The sequence below is a fragment of the Massilia sp. DD77 genome, assembly GCF_036961685.1.
Lineage (GTDB): Bacteria > Pseudomonadota > Gammaproteobacteria > Burkholderiales > Burkholderiaceae_D > Telluria.
Genome location: NZ_JBAMDH010000017.1, coordinates 64915 through 81263, shown reverse-complemented (window position 1 = coordinate 81263; position 16349 = coordinate 64915). Strand labels below are relative to the sequence as shown.

Below are 16349 nucleotides of genomic sequence, written 5' to 3'. Positions count from 1 at the left end.
TTCGTTCGCTGTCCCGCAGCCGTCACTGCGGTTAGATACGGTCTTGCACGACGTTCACCCGTACCAGCTAAAGGCCATTTCCTCATCGCTCACGTGCTCGGCCTTGGTTGTTCGGTCCGGCCTTCCACCGGTTCGCGGGCTCTGACTGCGCTCGTCGCAGGCCTGTGCGCCTCAGGCTGGCGTCAACCACAGAGCAAGGGGCTGGGCGCTACTCCAGCTGGTGTCATCGCTCCGCTTCTCGGGACTTCGGCGCATCCGCGCTGATTGTGTCGATGACCGGAACCTCGGCGGCTCTCGCCTGCCCTGGTGAGCGCTTGTTCCCGCCCTTCCCGCACGTCCGCTTTCCGTGCTGCCCTTGCTCTGTGGTCGCTGGACTTTCCAAGCCGTCAGGGCATGCTCTGATCCCACATTCCCGTTTTCCTGACCCGGGCAAGGCAAGGCGCGCTTTACGGGGCGCGCCGCACCGTATTCAGGCTGCGCGGTCCAGCAGGGCCATGTCGAAGCGATCCTCGGCGGCCTGCTGGCGGCGCAGCGCCGGGGCCTTCGCCAGCTCGGCGCGCGCCTGGCGCTCGCCCTGCTCCAGGGCCAGCCGGTTGATGAGGTCCCGGAATGCGTTCTCGCCGCGCGCCGTGCGCTGGATCAGCTCGCCCAGCGCTTGGTCGTCGCCCAGCACTTCGCCAAGCTCATCGATCATCGCGGCGGTGTTCAGCTGGCTGCCGGCCTTGAGCGCGGTCACGATCAGGTGCGCGTTCTCGCGGGTCTTGCGGTCGAGGGCGGCTTCGTATTGCAGGTCGTCGGTGGGGTCGTGCAGGGCCATGTTCGTCTCCAGTCGGGCTCGGGTGAGCGTGTGTCGATGGAGTCATATTAGGACAAGCTAATTTTCCTGTCAATAGGAGTTCCTAATTTACTGTGCGAAAATTAGCCTGCCCTGTCGAGGGTACGCGGCCCCGGCGCTCGGGGCGTAAAAAAGCCCGCACGTAGCGGGCCTGGGAGATGAAATGGAATGGAGTACCTGGGCGCGTGGACGCGCTTACAACCTGCGGCTATGGCTCATCTGGATAGTACGGGGCGACTCCTCCACGGCTACCAGTTTGAAGCTCAAGGCTGCAGCGAGGGCACTTATAGTTAAGCCAGCCCTTCGGGGTATCTACCGCCTGGAGTATGGACTTTACACGACCCTCTACGCAGTTTGTGCAAAGGTAGTGAGGGTACTGTGCGCCAACCAGAGATCGCTTGCGAGCGTATACAAAAGCGCCGGGCCATGGGGAAAAAAGCAAATAGTTTTCGAGCTCGCTTTGAAAAACTTCGCTCTCACGGAGCTCGCGTTCAAGCTCCTGAATTTTCTGAGCAAGTGCAGATTCCGTCGCCCGAGCATCTTGTAAACGATCAAGCAGTTCAAGCATTTTCATATTCAGATCAAGAGCAACACTGTTGACCTCAACTGAATTCCCGACTTGAATAAATGTCTTTGCCATCCCCAAAATTGTGCGAGCACTTTCCATCGCACTGGACACTGCGCCGAGCTCAAGCATGTTCTCTCCACTCACCGCTACAGCGGGCTGCTATTATCGTTGACGAGTTTCGATGACTGCGTCCGGCGCCCGCTGAGCTTTCACGCGCTTAATCTCAGGATCATTCGGGTCAAGGCAGTTAAAGTAGATCTCAGATGACGCGAGTCTCGCGGGACCCGGACTGACATCGTTATACGAATTGATCTGAAACACCTTACCGGATGCTGCGCAAAAAGCGGTAGACTCCTTGATAAGGTCAGTGCGGAGAATCACTGGACTGGAAAAGGCACCCCCGGCTCCTTGCTTCGAATTCATGTAGGTGTCCTTGCTAATCTGTACTGGACCAGTAGACGAACAAGCTGATAAAGCGGATGCAATTCCAAAAACAATAAACGCCTTCTTCATTCTTTCCCCAATTCGGCATCATGACGTGCCGTAGCGCCTTTTTTATAGCCTTCCTGTCAATACTCGCGTCGGCTGAATCACGACGCGTCCTACAATACTGCATTGCCCGCTCTTCACATTCACCGGTCCATGATCGGAATGCAGCGAATGCAAATACCACTGACCGCCCTTATGCAATAGCTGTTTAATACATGGCTCGCCATCGAAATTAACGGCATAGATTTCCCGACTGATCGGCTTTTTATCCGATTTGTCGATGATGACCACATCATCTTCGAATAGCATCGGCTCCATGCTCTCGCCGCGCACCCGCACTGCTATAAGATTGGCAGGATTTAACTGCAATTCTGCAATGAGAGATCTAGGAATTAACTCATGACCATCCCCGTTCATGTCGGGTTCGGTATCGAAGTTCGCTACGCCAGCACGTAATTTCAATTTCACTCGCGGGATCGAGACGGTGTCTGGATTTTCCCCAGCTCGCACGGGGCGTGCGCCGTCGATATCTGATGGATTTTCAATAAAAGGTGAGTCGCCCTCTTGACGCGGAGTCGGTGCTGGCGCCTCTTCGAGTGCCATCCCGCCTTTTCCGGTGGCCAGCCAGTCCTGGTTGACCTTGAGGACCCGGGCAGCCTGCAGCAGGTTCTCGCCGCGAAGGAACTTCGACTTGCCGCTCAACCAGCCGTGGACACTTGGCGGAGCAACACCACAGGCGCGCGCAAGCTCCACCTGGCTAACGCCGGCGGCCTGCATGGCAATTTTCATTCTTTCGGATAACGACATTAGGCAATCCTAATACTAAATCGATTAGGAGTGGCTATTGACTTTGTCGTTAGCTACTCCTAATATGGCATCACCTCAAACCAACTCGACCTCCCCATGAACGCGAGTGAAATCATCGACAAGCTGGGCGGCCCGACCGCAGTGGCCAAGCTGCTCAACGTCAAGCCGCCTTCGGTTCACGCATGGAAAAGCGGGGGCATCCCCGACGACAAGCTGATCCGCCTGGCGCCCACCCTAGAAAAGGCCGGCATCGCGACGCGACAAGAACTGCGGCCGGATGACTGGCAGCAGATCTGGCCCGAACTGGCTGACCACGCCGCTCCGACCACCTAACCTCAGCACTACCTGCACCACCCCTAGCAACCCGCACCACCAAGGAGAAACCATGAGCCTCAACCCCAACGCCCGCACCGAATGTGTGGAAGTCCTGTTCAACCCAGCCGAGCTATCCAGCCTGGACCGCGTCTGCCAAGCCTTCGGCCTGGCGCGCAGCACGTTCCTCCGCGGCTTGAGCAACAACGCAGTGCGCACGCATGGTACGGCCGCGCCGCGCGGACCGGAATCCCGACATTGTCCGGGTCCTGGCCGTGCAGCTGGACGCGCACGCGGCGTGACCACCTCGCGGAGGCATCTTTAATGGGTTCCGACTGCGCCACCAGGAATCAACGAAGCACCGGCCTGGAACCACCCCAGGGCCTGAAAGGAAGTGAAACGATGGACACACCAGCACGCGGGCCCGATGCCTCAAAGCTGCTTGCGATGACCGACAACGTCGTCATCCGCAACCGGGTCTACAAACGTGCGCGCCACTCGAGCGAGGAATCGCGCGAGTACGGCCGCCTCAACAAGAGCATCCAGGATCTGGAAGAAACGGCTGAGAAGCTGCGCAAGGCAGGAGGCCGGCCATGAGCGATCCGATCATCTCCATCGCCATGATCCAGGCCAAAGCCCGGGCAGCGTTCGCCCGCGGCAAAGGCCGTGACGATCATGGCTTCAACTGGCATTCCGCCTGCGCGATCGAGACCTGGCAGAAGGAATGGGACCGCTGTGCGGTAGAGGCCGAGCAGCTCGAGGTGTCGCCACCATGACGACCTCGACCAACCTCCCGGCGCCGCTCACCCCTGAAGACTGCAACCTGCAGGACTTCGCCTTCATGCCGCTCGATGTCGCGCGCCTGCGTGACAGCGACATGGCCGCCTACGAATCCCCCGAGGCTTGCTGGGCTGCGGTTCTCCTCTGGAGCGCCGCATGGCACCAGGTGCCCGCCGCTTCTCTTCCTGACGACGACCGCTTCCTGGCGAAGGCTGCCGGCTACGGCCGCGTGGTCAAGGAATGGATGAACGTACGCGAGGGTGCGCTGCACGGCTGGGTGAAGTGCGCGGATGGCCGTCTCTATCACCCTGTCGTCGCCGAGAAGGCCCTGGAAAGCTGGAAGGCGAAGGTCCACCACCAGTGGAAGAAAGAGTGCGATCGCATCCGGAAAGCCAACAAGCAACGCGAGGCTGAGGGTCGTCCGTTGCTGCCTCTTCCACCGGAACCGGGCAGCGCTTCCGACAACATTCCGCAGGAAGTCGAGCAGATTCCGCTGGAAAGTGATGACGATTCCGTTGGAAATGAACAGAGCCTCGCCGGAAATCCACTGGAAAACGCTCTTAAGGGACAGGGAGAAGGACAGGGACAGGGAGAATTAAAAGCCAACCCCTCACACCCCGCGACTACTCAACCGGAGTTGCGCGTGGTCCTGGGCGCCGAGCCGACGTCAGCTGGTGCCCTGAGCATGGCCATGCGTCGATTCGGCATCAACTCGAGCCCTGGGGACCTGCGCTTGATCGCACTGGCCAACCAGGGCATCACCGTGGACACCGTCAATGCCGCCTGCGAAGCGGCGAAGAAGTCGAAGCCCGACGAGGCCATTCCGCCCGCCTACGTGTTCTCGATCGTCGAGCGCTGGGCGAAGGATGCAGCGGAGCTGCGCGCCACCGGCGCTGCGCAGCCGCACCAGGTCTCGCACCTGAACGGCCAGCCGCCCAAGTTCGATCCCCTCGCCAGTGTCAACCGCAACCGAGTGAAGCCATGACCAACCTTGCCGACTACCCCGAGCTGCCTTCGGCGCCGACCACGCGCCCGTTCTCCCGCTGGTTCGATCCAGCACCAGGCCTGGGCATCTCGCTCATGGACCACCTGTTCAACCGCCTGGACGGTGCCTACCCGCACAAGTGGCGCTCGAACTTCACGAACCAGCAGGCGATCGACAACTGGGCCGAAAGCTGGGTCGAGGCCTTCGAGGAGGAAGGCATCACCCCCGACGACGTGAAGGTCGGCCTGCGCGAGTGCCGTCGGCGCTTCGCCTGGCCGCCCAGCTGCGCCGAGTTCATCCAGGCTTGCCGCCCTACCGTCGACCCGCTGCGCGCGTACTACGAGGCTGTGGCCGGTGTGCAGGCCCGCTTCGCCGGCGAGCACGGCACCTGGTCGCACCCGGCGATCTACTGGGCCGCTATGCCCATGGCCACCGAGCTGCAGCAGCAGACCTACAGCCAAGTCAAAGCGCGCTGGGAGACCGCGCTCGAGCAGCAGCTGGCCAAGGCCACCTGGGAGGAAGTCCCGCGCCCCCTGCTGGCCCTGACCGCGCCCGGGAAGACCACCACCAACACCGAGAAGGCCAAGGCCGCCATCCAGCAGCTCGTCGCCAAGGTCACGCACCGGCCGGCGAACTTCGATCACCGCGGCTGGGCCCGACGCGCCGTCGCCCACGATCAGGCCGGCGGCACGTTCCTCAGCCCGATCATCCCGAAGTTCGCCCGGGAAGCCCTCCAAGCCGAGACCGACGCCTGACCGAGACCATTTCGCGCGCGAGCGCACAACCGCAGCACCAACCTGAAAGGCAAGACATGCAACGTATCCACACCGAAGACAGCGCGATCGAATCCGAGATTCAAGCCAAAGGCAAGACTGCGCCGCGCGTCACGCCGGCGGACATCGAGGCCGCCATCGCCCGCGAATACTTCTTCACGGCCGGCGACGGCGCTGACATCGCGCGCATCCGTGCAGAGACCCCGGACGAGGCGACGAGCTTCTGCCCGGCGAGCGAAGACCCTGATCTGTCGAACACCGATCTGGCTCCGCTGCGCCTGCTCACCTTCTGCGTGCTGGTCCTGCGCAACGGCTTCACCGTCACCGGCGAAAGCGCCTGCGCCAGCCCGGAGAACTTCGACGCCGAGATCGGCCGCAAGATCGCGCGCCAGAACGCCGCCCAGAAGATCTGGCCGCTGGAAGGCTACCTGCTGAAGGAGAAGCTGGCCTTCGTCAGCATCGACGGGCGCCCGGCGGCTGCCTGACCAACCACTACCCCACAACAACCTGAAGGAGCAGCATGAGCACCACCCACATCACCCCGACCATCGGCCGGATCGTCTGGTACCGCGGCAAGGACAACGTAGTCCGGGCGGCCATCGTCACTGCCGTGCACGGCCGATTCTCCGTGAACCTCCGCGTTTTCGGCATCGATCCGGAAGACGAGGAGGCCTACACGCACACGAACGTGACGCACGCCGACCCCGAACAGGAGCCGGGCTGCTTCCCGTCCTGGCACTGGATGCCGTACCAGAAGCAGCAGGCCGAGAAGCAGGCCGACGCGGTGCGCCTGCAGCAGCACATCGACATGGAGCGCGAAGCGCACGCCAGTGGATCGACGCAGGCCTCGGCGGCATGCGCCCAGGTCATCGGCAGCAGCAGCGGGCTGTACGGCAGCGTGCGCTACGAAGCCCTGCAGGCGGCGCTGCGCACACCTGGCCTCACCGGCCACGGCGAGCACCTGGCAGCCGCCAAGGCCTACGAGCTGTACCTGACCGGTAAGGTCGAGGCGACCGGCGCTCTCGACTGACCAGCACCACCCCGCCCGGTCCGCCGGGCGGCATAACGACAACAGGAGAACCCACCCCATGCCAACTATCGGAACCTGCTCAAACTGCCGCGGCCCAGTGCAAACGCCCGAGCTCTGGAGCGGCGATGTGCCGCCAGTGCCGACCTGCACGCAATGCGGCGCGACTGCGCAGAACCCCTACGGCCCGCTGATCCCGATGTCGGCGCCAGCGCCACGGATTAAGCTCCAGCGTCCAGTTAAGCCTGGGGAGTGGAAGCTGTGAACCCGATCACCCTCACCCTGCCCTACCCGCTGTCGGCGAACCGCTACTGGCGCCCGGTAAAGCTCGGCGCACACATCAGCATCGTCCCGACGAAGGAGGCGAAGGCCTTCCGCGCCGAGATCCAGGCCCTGTGCCGCGCCCAGGGCGTCGTCAGCGCCATCACCGGCCGCGTGCACGTCGATGTGAAGCTCTACCCGAAGCGCCCGCTCGACTGGCAGAAGCGCATGCGCCTCGCCGGCGCCGCCTGGGACGACACGGTCATGTGCATCGACATCGACAACGCCAACAAGGTGCTGCTGGACGCGCTCAAGGACGTGGCGATCGAGGACGACAAGTGGGTGCGCCGCCTGACGGCCGAGCGCATGGAGCCCGACGGCGAGGCCCGCGTGGTGGTCACCATCACCGCCATCCCGACCGCGCAGCCCCAGGCCAGCCTGATCCCGGAGGCCGCATGATTCCCCTGGCCATCTGCTCGGCCATCGCCTACGTCGCCCTTGGGCGCGGGCGGCTGACCGAGGCCGACGCCCTGATCCTGGGCTGGCTCGCAGCCATCCTCGTCATTGCCTTCGCGGGGGAGGCCACGCCTTGACCGACCGCCGCGACATCGGGGCCCGGCTTGAAAACTGGGCTCGGGTCTACCGCCCCACTCGGCAGATCGGCGTCAGCGCCACGGGCAAGTTCTGCGACCAGCTCGAGCGCGAGGCGAACGGAGAGAAACCGACCGGCGAGCGCCGCAAGGTGGACGAGGCAGATGCCCAGGCCATCGAGGATGCGATGCGCCTGCTGTCCTACCGCGACCGCGTGCTGCTCAAGCTCTGCTACATCGACCAGGCTAGGCCCGAGGAGGTCTGCCGCAAGCTGAGCATCGCGCACCGGCCGATGACGGTCTTCGTCAACGTGTTCCGGCAGGCGCAGGCCACGGTAGAATCCCTGGTCAAGATGAACGAAAGGATGACCGGATGAACAACGATCAGAATCGATACCCCGTCTGCGCGAAGTGCGGCCTGAAGGTCATTCCGCCGATTCAGCGCGCCTGGAACGCGACCTGGTACTGCACCTGCCCGCCTGAGCCGACGCAGCCGGACAACGCCGCCACAGGCGAACCGCGCAAAATTCCTTGACAACAGGAAATCTCAGCAGTAAATTCCGTACCACAACTTAATTCCGTCCAGAAATTCCGACGTGTAGAGCTTCCCTGATGGGAGCCCGCGGCGTGAACGGACCAGAAAGCCCTGCGATCAGCGATGACGCAGGGCTTTTTGCTTTTCCAACCACGAAAGGACCAGCATGCACCCCATCGAAGCTCTCGCGCTCACCCTGGCATGCGGCCTGGTCGTGGTGGCCGGCGTCGCCGCCCTCCGCTGGGCCGGCGGCAAGCTGGTCGACGGCATCTTCTGGGCCCTGCGCGGCGAGGCCTGATCGTTTCCCTGCCCTGGCACTGGCCAGACAGTCGGCGCTCACCGCGTGCACGACGCCGGACGCTGTAACCGGCACCCTCCCCGAAGCGCAGCGCGTCGGCACCGCTGCAGCAGCACCTCCTGAGTCACGAAAGAGATCGATCGACCACCCTGCCTCATGGGAGCTTCTGACAGGCCGGAACAGCACGGCCACCATTTCCCCTGTGTCTCCTGCGCCTGACCAGCGCACCTCGGCCCGGCCGCCCACCAGCGCGCCGGGCCATTTTTTTGACCGAATACCATGACCGCGACCATCTACGACCCCGAGCTGGCCGCCAGCTTCTGCGCGGCGATGGCGTCGACCACGGACAGCATCGCCACGATCTGCAAACGAAAGGGCATGCCGAGCAAGGCGACCGTCTTTCGCTGGAAGGCCGAGCATCCCCTCTTCGCCGCCATGTACGACGCGGCCAAGAGCGCCCAGATCGACACCCAGTTCGACGAAATCGTCGAGATCGCCGACAACTGCAAGACCGACAAGGACTCGGTGGCTAAGGCCAAGCTGCGCATCTATGCCCGCATCGAAGCGGCCCAGCGCCTGAAGCCGAAGCAGTACGGCCTGAAGTTGGCCCACGGCGGCGCTGAGGACCTCCCAGCGATCAAGAGCGAGTCCACCGTCACCGTGACCGCCGAGGAGGCGTACAAGAGGATGCTCGATGGCGGCGCCTGACTGGTTCGACTTCAAGGCGCCCGACTACGAGCGCATCTACGCGCTGCGCGCCGAACGCCTGCAGCGCATCCGCACCGACCCGGGCATCGTCCAGGGCCTCAAGGAACACTACAAGGCCAACCCGGTCGACTTCATCAACGACTGGGGCATGACGTTCGATCCGCGAAACGCCGAGATCGGGCTGCCGACCGTGATCCCCTTCCTGCTGTTTCCGAAGCAGGCCGACTTCGTCGTCTGGGTCCGTGAGCGCTGGCTCGGCCGCGAGGATGGCCTGGCCGAGAAGTCGCGCGACATGGGCATCTCGTGGCTGTGCGTCGGCATCGCCGTCTGGATGTGGACTTTCTACCCGGGCGTGGTCATCGGCTTCGGCAGCCGCAAGGAAGAATACGTCGACAAGCTCGGCGATCCGAAGTCGCTCTTCTGGAAGGTGCGCCAGTTCATCGGCCTGCTGCCCGCCGAGTTCCGCCCGAAGGGCTACATCGAGGCCAAGCACGCGCCCCACATGCGCATCCTGAACCCCGAGACCGGTGCAGCGATCGTCGGCGAGGCCGGCGACAACATCGGCCGCGGTAACCGCACCTCGATCTACTTCAAGGACGAATCGGCCTTCTACGAGCGGCCCGACGCAATCGATGCGGCGCTGTCGCAGACCTCGAACTGCAAGATCGACCTGTCCACCGTCAACGGCAACGGCAACCCGTTCTACCGGAAGCGGCACAGCGGCAAGGTCAAGGTCTTCACGTTCCACTGGCGCCAGGACCCGCGCAAGGACGACGCCTGGTACCAAAAACAGCGCGAGAGCTTGGATCCGGTCATCGTGGCCCAGGAAATCGACATCGACTACAACGCGTCGACCTCCGACTCCTGGATCCTCGGCGACGTGATCGCCGCGGCCCAGGGCAAGGGTCCGGCTGACGTGGAGCCGGTCGGCGACTGGAGCATCGGCGTCGACGCGGCGCACTTCGGCGACGACGAGAGCGTCATCCACAAGCGGCGCGGCCGCCTGAACCTCCCCCAGGTCACGCGTCGCGGGCTGGATGGAATTGGCCTGGCCGCGGTGGTCAGCAGCGAATGCGACGACCTAGTCGCCGCCGGCGGAAAGATCGGCGTGATCGTGATCGAGCTCGACGGCCCGGGCGTGTCGTGCTTCGACCAGCTCAAGGCCGGCAAGTACGCCGCCAAGGTGGTGGGCGTGCACACCGGCGCTCGACTGCAGGATGGCAAGAACTACAACGTGAAGGCGCGCATCTGGCGCGACGCACGCGACTACCTGGCCGATCAGCCGGTGTCGATGCCGGCGTGCGGCGAGCTGCGTTCGCAGCTGGCCTCCGTCAAGTACAAGTACAAGGACGGGCTACTGCTCATGCAGTCGAAGAAGGAATACAAGGGGCTCTACGGCAAGTCTCCCGACCGCGCCGACGCCTTCGTGCTCACCTTCGCCCGGCCTGCCGTGGCGCCACGCCCTCAACAGCAACGACACCATGCCGCACCCGGCGGCTGGATGGGATAACCGAACATGGCTGACAAGAAAGACGAGGATCTGCACGCCGAAGGCCTGCGGATCTACAAGCACGCCGTCGAGGCGGACGCGCACAACCGCGAGCGCTACGCCGAAGACATCCGCTTCGCGCGCCTCAACGAGCAGTGGCCGGAGAAGATCCGCAAGCAGCGCGAGACCGAGGGCCGCCCCTGCCTGACGATCAACCGCATGGCCGCCGTGATCCGCCAGGTGGTGAACGACGCGCGCCAGAACAAGCCGGCCATCAAGTTCCACGCGGTGGGCGACGGCGCCGACCAGTGGACCGCCAAGGTTCTGGACGGCCTGGTGCGCAACATCGAGTACAGCAGCAATGCGGATGTGGCCTACGACACCGCGGTCGACAATGCTGTCTCGGGCAACGTCGGCTACTTCCGGATCACCACGGACTACGCCGCCGACGACGTGTTCGACCAGGACATCAAGATCGAGCGCATTGCGAACTCGCTCTCGGTCGTGCCGGATGCCTACTGCATGGATGCCGACTCGGCGGGCTGGATGGATGGCTTCGTGACCGAGGACTACTCGCTCGACGCCTTCAAGGCGAAGTGGCCCGAGGCCGACGCCGCCAGCTTCGAAGGTGACGGCAAGGGCGTGGCTGAAGGTTGGCTGAGCGACAACCTGGTACGCGTGGCCGAATGGTGGCGCCGCCGCGAGGTAGCAGCGGTGATCATCAAACTGTCAAATGGCCAGATCGTCACGGAGAAGCAATTCGCCGATCCGGAGCTGCAGCAGCTACTAGCTGTCCAGGGCGTGAAGGAGGTCGCGCGCCGCGAGACCCGCACCATGGAGGTCACGCAGCACCTGATGAACGGCTGCGAGATCCTGGAGACCAACGAGTGGGCCGGCAAGTTCATCCCGATCGTTCCGGTCTACGGCGACGAAGTGATCATCGACGGCAAGCGGTACCTCAAGTCGCTGATCCACGACGCCAAGGACGCCCAGCGCATGCTGAACTACTGGCGCACCACCAGCACCGAGTTGGTCGCGCTGGCGCCGAAAGCACCCTTCATCGGGCCGACCGGCTCTTTTGCCAGCGATGCGAACTGGGCGACCGCGAACACCGGCAACCACCAGTTCCTGGAATACGACCCGGTTCCGGACGCTCCCGGCCAGGTGCCGCAGCGTCAGCCCTTCGCCGGGCCACCCGCAGGCGCGCTGCAGGAAGCGCTGAACGCCTCGGACGATATCAAGTCGATCACGGGCCTCTACGACGCCTCGCTGGGCGCCCAGGGCAACGAGATCAGCGGCCGGGCCATCCTGGCGCGTCAGCGCGAGGGAGACACCAGCACCTTCAATTTCACGGACAACCTGAACCGCGCCATCCGGCACGCCGGCCGCATCATGGCCGACCTGATCCCGAAGGTGTACACGGTCGAGCGCGTCATCCGCACGATCCAAGAGGACGGCACGAACCGCAGCGTGAAGGTGAACGGCCCGACCGAGCCGCTGCCCGAGGAAGTGCAGGCGCAGCAGGAGCAGGCCGTCGGCATCGCCCGCATCTACGACCTGACCAGCGGCAAGTACGACGTGACCTGTGAATCCGGGCCGAGCTATACGACGAGGCGCCAGGAAGCAGCCGCCCAGATGATCGAATTCATCCAGGCGGTACCCGGGGCCGGCCAGATCATCGGCCACCGGCTCGCCAAGAACCTCGACTGGCCGGGCGCGGACGACATCGCCGAAGACCTCCAGATGGTGTTGCCGCCGCAGCTGCAAGGCCAGAACCCGCAGCTCATGCAGGCCCAGCAGCAGATGCAGCAGGCCGGGCAGATCGTCCAGCAGTTGCAGCGGCAGCTCGAGGACCAGCAGCGCGAGCACGCGGTCGAGGTCGCGAAGCTGCGTATCGACGCCTACAAGGCCGAAAGCGAGCGCATCAAGGCGGTCGGCGGCGGCATGTCGCCGGAGCAGGTGCAGGCATTGGTCTTCCAGACGCTCCAGCAGGTGCTTACCTCGCCGGATGTCATGCCGGGCGACCCTCAGCCGACGCCCGCGCTTCCCGCGCAACCGGGAATGCCTGAAGCGCCTCCCCAGGCACCACCACAACCACCGATTGAAGGAATAGCAGGATGAACAAGCTTTTCAGCGCCCAGGCGAAAGGCCAGCGGGTGAACGCCGGCGCCGGTACCGGTGCGGTCTCGGTCGCGCTCGGCATGACCGGCGCGTCCGTCCGCGTGGTTAATCACGGCCCGGACGACGCCTACTTCGCGATCGGTGACGGCCAGCAGGTGGCGAAGGTGCCCCAGGCCGATCCGGAGTGGGGCTGTGTCGCCGTGCTGGCCAACTCCGATATCACGCTGGGCATCGCCTCGAGCGTGAATCCGCTGCAGTTCGCCACGCGCACCGAAGCAGGCACCGCGGTCCTCGATGTCTACGTCTCCACCGGAATCTGACCATGAACCTCATCAACAAGGTCCTCGGGAGCCTGTTCCCGCAGCCGCCCGCGCCGGCGCCAGAGCCGAGCACCGGCGGCCAGGTGGTCGTCGTGGCCCAGGCCCCGTACGTGAACCGGGCGGCGCTCGACGCGACGAGCAAGCGGCTGAACATGTGGGTGACCGCCGCTGGCTCGGTGGGCATCCTCACCGGCGCGCGCCTGGACGGCCTGGCCGAAGTCACCATGGTCAGGCCTGACGGCTTCACACAGATGACCATCGGCCCGAACGACACTGCCGTCCCGCACGTAGTCGTGTGCCAGTTCGACGCGCTGAAGCAGGCGCGCATCCACGAAATTCCGGCTTCGCGCCGCGGCGATCCTGCCGCGCTGGTGAAGCTGGGCTACCAGAGCTGAGGCGCAGATGCTCGTTGTCCCAAATACCGGCGAGGTCATCGCCCTTTCGTACCTGGTGAACAAGTACGGCACGACCGAGAACCTGGTCTACGGCCTCTTCACGAACAACATCACGCCGGCGGAAACCGACACCCTTGCAACCTATACCGAGGCGGCGGGCGGCGGCTACGCCTCGATCGCGCTGACCGGCGCGAACTGGACGGTGACCGGCGGCGCGCCCTCGGCGGCCGCTTACGCCCAGCAGACCTGGAACTTCAGCGGCGCCCTCACCGGCAACGCGACGATCTACGGCTACTTCGCCAAGCGCGCCACCTCCGGCGACCTGGTGCTGGCCGAGACGTTCACCCCATTCACCCCGGCGGCCAGCGGCGACCAGATCAAGCTGACCCCACAGATCACGGCGGATTGACCCATGCTTGCGAACGGCATTAAGCAAACGACCAGCACGACCGGCACGGGTGCGTTGACCCTGTCGGCAGTTGCTGGGTGGCCGACATTCTCGGCCGCGTTCGGCCTGAATCGCCCGCTTGCATACACTCTGCTGGACGCCAGCGGGCTGTTCCTTGAGGCCGGTATCGGCTACCTTTCAGGCGCTTCGACGCTGGTGCGCGCGAAAGTCACGGCGACCTATTCGGGCGGCGTCTATAACGACTCCAACCCGACCGCGATTAACCTGTCTGGAACCACCACCGTGCTGGCCACGCCGCACGCGGCCACGCTGGAATCCGTTCTGCCAGGCATCGACCCGGCAGCGCCGAACCGCTACCTGACTTCAGCCCATCGCAACAACGCCACCACGGCAGCGGGCCCAAGTACTGGCCTGGCGTATTACATGCCACATCTCCATCGCTGCGCGGCGCGCATCACGGCGCTGGCGGTGAACGTGACTACTCAAGTGGCAGGAGCTACCGCGCAAATTGGCCTGTACGCCTGTGGTGAGAACGGCCAGCCAGGAGCGCTGATCGCCAAAAGTACCGACCTGGACATGAGCGTACTGGGCCTGCGAACTTATTCCCTGCCAACGCCACTGTTCCTGCCGCCGGGCTGGTACTACACGGCTTATGTCGGGAGCAGCGGCAGCCTGCGCCTGACCGGTTACACCGGTAATGTGTCCAACGTGATCGGACCAACGCCGCTGGGCTTGAATGCTTCACTTGTGCCCATCGACTCACGCACTGAAAGCTTGTCCGAGGTATCGCTGCCCACTACGCCAGCTCCTACCGGGACGAGCAACGGCGCAATGGCCATCGTGTACCTGGGGGTTGAATAATGCCAATCATCTACCGCAACAAAGGGCCAGGCATGCATGCCGCCGTCGCGGCCGCCGGGCACGTGCTGCGCCAGGTCAACGGCGTATGGGTGTCCAATGCCGACGACGCCGTGCAGGCGATCATCGACGGCTACACGCTGGAGCAGGCGCGCGCACCGATGATCTTGGCGATCAAGGCGCTTGCCCGCGACATGATCCTCGCCTTCCTCCCGGACTGGAAGCAGTCGAACTGCAATGCGCGCATGAACGAGCTGAACATGATCCGCATGGCGCGCGAGTGGACCACGGCCGAGCAGGATGAAGTAGTTGCCTTGCAGGCGCTCTGGCACCGGGCCGCAAACATCCGGCTGACCTCGGACGCCCAGGAGGCCGCGCTGGGCACGCTGACCACGTTCGAGGACGTGCTCGCCTTCGACATCGCCACCGGCTGGCCGGAGGCCTCGTGAGCCTGGGCCTGCATCCTCTCGGCACGATACCGCTGGGTACGCTGCCCCAGGCGGCCACCGGTGGCCAAGTGCTGATCGTCTCCGCAGCCGGGGGCTTCTCCCTGGCCGGCGCCGCAGCCCAGGCGCGCAGTCGCTCTGTCATCCCTGCCGGTGGCCTGCAGCTCTCGGGCGCGGCCAGCGTCGTCACCGGTGCGGCGGCGCAGCTGCTGGTCGTAGTCGCTGCCGGCGGCATCGCTTTCTCGGGCGTCGGCCAGCGCGTGGCCACCGCCATCCGGGCCGCCGCCGGGAGCATCACCTTTGCCGGATCGGCCGGCTACACGAATTCCGGCGTGGTCGCGCGAGCCGTCGCAATCCTGCGGCGCCGAACGCGCCCGCGCCAACCAGTTTCGCGGCGATAGCCGCACAACCCTCCGCGTCTTGCGGAACACAAAGGAGCAACACCCATGGATGAACTGGAACAACTGGCGGCGACGCCGGATTCCAACGCCGCAGACACCGCTGCCGCCGAGGATCGCAACCACGACGCGCAGCATCACGACGACCAAGTCGACCTGAACTCGCAAGAGCAAATCGAGGAAGACGAGGAAATCGAGGTCGGCGGCAAGAAGTTCGCCCTGCCGAAGAGTGCAGCCGAGCAGCTGAAGGCCGAGCGCCTGATGCAGGCCGACTACACCCGCAAGACGCAGGAAGTGGCGGAAACGCGCAAGGCCATCGAGGCCGAGCGCGAGCAGGTCCGCCAGCACGCGCAGCAGCAACAGCAGTACGTGCAGGAAATCGCCAAGGTGGTCGCGATCGATGAGCAGCTGGCCGAGTATCAAAAGCTCGACTGGCAAGACCTCATCGACCGCGACCCCGTCGGCGCCCAAAAGCTGCAGGCGCAGATGAACGCCCTGCAGAACCAGCGTCACCAGGCCGCCCAGGCCGTCACGCAGAAACAGAACGAGCATGCACTGGCCGAGCAGCAAACCCTTGCCAAGCAAGTCCAGGAAGCGGAAGCGTATGTGCAGCGTGAAATCCCGGGCTGGAACCAGGAGACGGCCACCCGGCTGAACTCCTACGCCGAGGCCCAGGGCGTGAAGATCGACCAGTCGTTCGCCAAGCTGATGGTTCAGCAGCCTGCGCTGATCAAGATCCTCCACCAGGCCGAGATGTTCAACCAGCTCGCGAAAAAGCAGTCCACGAAGCCCCAGGCGCCGACCGCGCCGCCGGCGCCGGTCACCCGCGTAGGCGCTTCCCGCGCAAGCGCGAAACCGGATCCGGCCAAGCAGTCGGACGCCGACTGGTACCGCGACCGCCAACAGTCGCACCGGAAACGCTAAACCACACCCTTCCACTTCAAC

At 64.3% G+C, this 16349-nt stretch carries 25 protein-coding genes; 22 read left to right on the top strand and 3 right to left on the bottom strand.

Annotated features, from left to right (window positions below):
* Positions 1 to 469 precede the first annotated feature (469 nt).
* The 3 genes from V7778_RS12125 to V7778_RS12115 all read right to left on the bottom strand — a co-directional run bounded on the left by V7778_RS12125 (position 470) and on the right by V7778_RS12115 (position 2699).
* Entirely contained in the window at positions 470 to 817 is a 348-nt protein-coding gene (locus tag V7778_RS12125; RefSeq protein WP_335555513.1) for a hypothetical protein, read from the bottom strand.
* 226 nt (positions 818 to 1043) lie between these two features.
* On the bottom strand, positions 1044 to 1532 hold the full coding sequence (locus V7778_RS12120) for a hypothetical protein (RefSeq protein ID WP_335555511.1): 489 nt from the start codon (positions 1530 to 1532) through the stop codon (positions 1044 to 1046).
* Between the two features lie 426 nt (positions 1533 to 1958).
* A complete protein-coding gene (locus V7778_RS12115; RefSeq protein ID WP_335555509.1) occupies positions 1959 to 2699 on the bottom strand; it encodes an XRE family transcriptional regulator in 741 nt (246 codons plus the stop codon).
* A 96-nt stretch (positions 2700 to 2795) separates the two neighbouring features.
* Between V7778_RS12115 and V7778_RS12110 the strand changes: the two genes are divergently transcribed.
* The 22 genes from V7778_RS12110 (at position 2796) to V7778_RS12005 (ending at position 16328) form a co-directional block, all read left to right on the top strand.
* Positions 2796 to 3032, top strand: a complete 237-nt coding sequence (locus tag V7778_RS12110) for a transcriptional regulator (protein WP_335555507.1) — start codon at positions 2796 to 2798, stop codon at positions 3030 to 3032.
* A 381-nt stretch (positions 3033 to 3413) separates the two neighbouring features.
* Positions 3414 to 3608 (top strand): hypothetical protein, encoded by a 195-nt coding sequence (locus V7778_RS12105; RefSeq protein WP_335555505.1) that lies wholly within the window; start codon positions 3414 to 3416, stop codon positions 3606 to 3608.
* The gene (locus V7778_RS12100; RefSeq protein ID WP_335555503.1) at positions 3605 to 3787 is read left to right on the top strand and encodes a hypothetical protein; all 183 of its coding nucleotides are present in this window, start codon (positions 3605 to 3607) and stop codon (positions 3785 to 3787) included. Before V7778_RS12105 ends, V7778_RS12100 begins: the two co-directional genes overlap by 4 nt.
* Positions 3784 to 4776 (top strand): DUF1376 domain-containing protein, encoded by a 993-nt coding sequence (locus tag V7778_RS12095; RefSeq protein ID WP_335555501.1) that lies wholly within the window; start codon positions 3784 to 3786, stop codon positions 4774 to 4776. The genes V7778_RS12100 and V7778_RS12095 overlap by 4 nt, the downstream gene beginning before the upstream one ends.
* Positions 4773 to 5531 (top strand): replication protein P, encoded by a 759-nt coding sequence (locus V7778_RS12090; RefSeq protein WP_335555500.1) that lies wholly within the window; start codon positions 4773 to 4775, stop codon positions 5529 to 5531. The genes V7778_RS12095 and V7778_RS12090 overlap by 4 nt, the downstream gene beginning before the upstream one ends.
* A gap of 56 nt (positions 5532 to 5587) precedes the next feature.
* A complete protein-coding gene (locus tag V7778_RS12085) occupies positions 5588 to 6034 on the top strand; it encodes a Gp49 family protein (protein ID WP_335555498.1) in 447 nt (148 codons plus the stop codon).
* Between the two features lie 35 nt (positions 6035 to 6069).
* Positions 6070 to 6579, top strand: coding sequence for a hypothetical protein (locus tag V7778_RS12080; protein ID WP_335555496.1), 510 nt, complete (start codon positions 6070 to 6072; stop codon positions 6577 to 6579).
* Between the two features lie 258 nt (positions 6580 to 6837).
* Positions 6838 to 7296: a RusA family crossover junction endodeoxyribonuclease gene (locus V7778_RS12075; RefSeq protein ID WP_335555495.1), complete on the top strand. Its 459-nt coding sequence runs from the start codon at positions 6838 to 6840 to the stop codon at positions 7294 to 7296.
* On the top strand, positions 7293 to 7430 hold the full coding sequence (locus V7778_RS12070; RefSeq protein WP_335555494.1) for a hypothetical protein: 138 nt from the start codon (positions 7293 to 7295) through the stop codon (positions 7428 to 7430). Before V7778_RS12075 ends, V7778_RS12070 begins: the two co-directional genes overlap by 4 nt.
* The gene (locus V7778_RS12065; protein ID WP_335555491.1) at positions 7427 to 7804 is read left to right on the top strand and encodes a hypothetical protein; all 378 of its coding nucleotides are present in this window, start codon (positions 7427 to 7429) and stop codon (positions 7802 to 7804) included. The genes V7778_RS12070 and V7778_RS12065 overlap by 4 nt, the downstream gene beginning before the upstream one ends.
* Positions 7801 to 7962, top strand: a complete 162-nt coding sequence (locus V7778_RS12060; RefSeq protein ID WP_335555490.1) for a hypothetical protein — start codon at positions 7801 to 7803, stop codon at positions 7960 to 7962. Before V7778_RS12065 ends, V7778_RS12060 begins: the two co-directional genes overlap by 4 nt.
* Before the next feature lie 166 nt (positions 7963 to 8128).
* Positions 8129 to 8260, top strand: a complete 132-nt coding sequence (locus V7778_RS12055) for a hypothetical protein (protein ID WP_335555488.1) — start codon at positions 8129 to 8131, stop codon at positions 8258 to 8260.
* Positions 8261 to 8539: 279 nt separating this feature from the next.
* Positions 8540 to 8968, top strand: coding sequence for a hypothetical protein (locus tag V7778_RS12050; RefSeq protein ID WP_335555486.1), 429 nt, complete (start codon positions 8540 to 8542; stop codon positions 8966 to 8968).
* Positions 8955 to 10478 carry a hypothetical protein gene (locus V7778_RS12045; RefSeq protein ID WP_335555485.1) on the top strand — a complete coding sequence of 508 codons (1524 nt, stop codon included), beginning with the start codon at positions 8955 to 8957 and terminating at the stop codon, positions 10476 to 10478. The genes V7778_RS12050 and V7778_RS12045 overlap by 14 nt, the downstream gene beginning before the upstream one ends.
* 6 nt (positions 10479 to 10484) lie before the next feature.
* Positions 10485 to 12578 (top strand): portal protein, encoded by a 2094-nt coding sequence (locus tag V7778_RS12040; RefSeq protein WP_335555483.1) that lies wholly within the window; start codon positions 10485 to 10487, stop codon positions 12576 to 12578.
* The gene (locus V7778_RS12035) at positions 12575 to 12898 is read left to right on the top strand and encodes a hypothetical protein (protein ID WP_335555482.1); all 324 of its coding nucleotides are present in this window, start codon (positions 12575 to 12577) and stop codon (positions 12896 to 12898) included. The genes V7778_RS12040 and V7778_RS12035 overlap by 4 nt, the downstream gene beginning before the upstream one ends.
* 2 nt (positions 12899 to 12900) lie before the next feature.
* Entirely contained in the window at positions 12901 to 13293 is a 393-nt protein-coding gene (locus V7778_RS12030; RefSeq protein ID WP_335555480.1) for a hypothetical protein, read from the top strand.
* A gap of 7 nt (positions 13294 to 13300) precedes the next feature.
* Positions 13301 to 13702, top strand: a complete 402-nt coding sequence (locus V7778_RS12025) for a hypothetical protein (protein WP_335555477.1) — start codon at positions 13301 to 13303, stop codon at positions 13700 to 13702.
* 3 nt (positions 13703 to 13705) lie between these two features.
* Positions 13706 to 14563, top strand: a complete 858-nt coding sequence (locus tag V7778_RS12020) for a hypothetical protein (protein WP_335555476.1) — start codon at positions 13706 to 13708, stop codon at positions 14561 to 14563.
* Between the two features lie 32 nt (positions 14564 to 14595).
* On the top strand, positions 14596 to 15009 hold the full coding sequence (locus V7778_RS12015) for a hypothetical protein (protein WP_335555474.1): 414 nt from the start codon (positions 14596 to 14598) through the stop codon (positions 15007 to 15009).
* A complete protein-coding gene (locus V7778_RS12010) occupies positions 15006 to 15407 on the top strand; it encodes a hypothetical protein (protein WP_335555472.1) in 402 nt (133 codons plus the stop codon). Before V7778_RS12015 ends, V7778_RS12010 begins: the two co-directional genes overlap by 4 nt.
* A 45-nt stretch (positions 15408 to 15452) precedes the next feature.
* Positions 15453 to 16328 carry a hypothetical protein gene (locus V7778_RS12005; RefSeq protein WP_335555470.1) on the top strand — a complete coding sequence of 292 codons (876 nt, stop codon included), beginning with the start codon at positions 15453 to 15455 and terminating at the stop codon, positions 16326 to 16328.
* Positions 16329 to 16349: the final 21 nt, after the last annotated feature.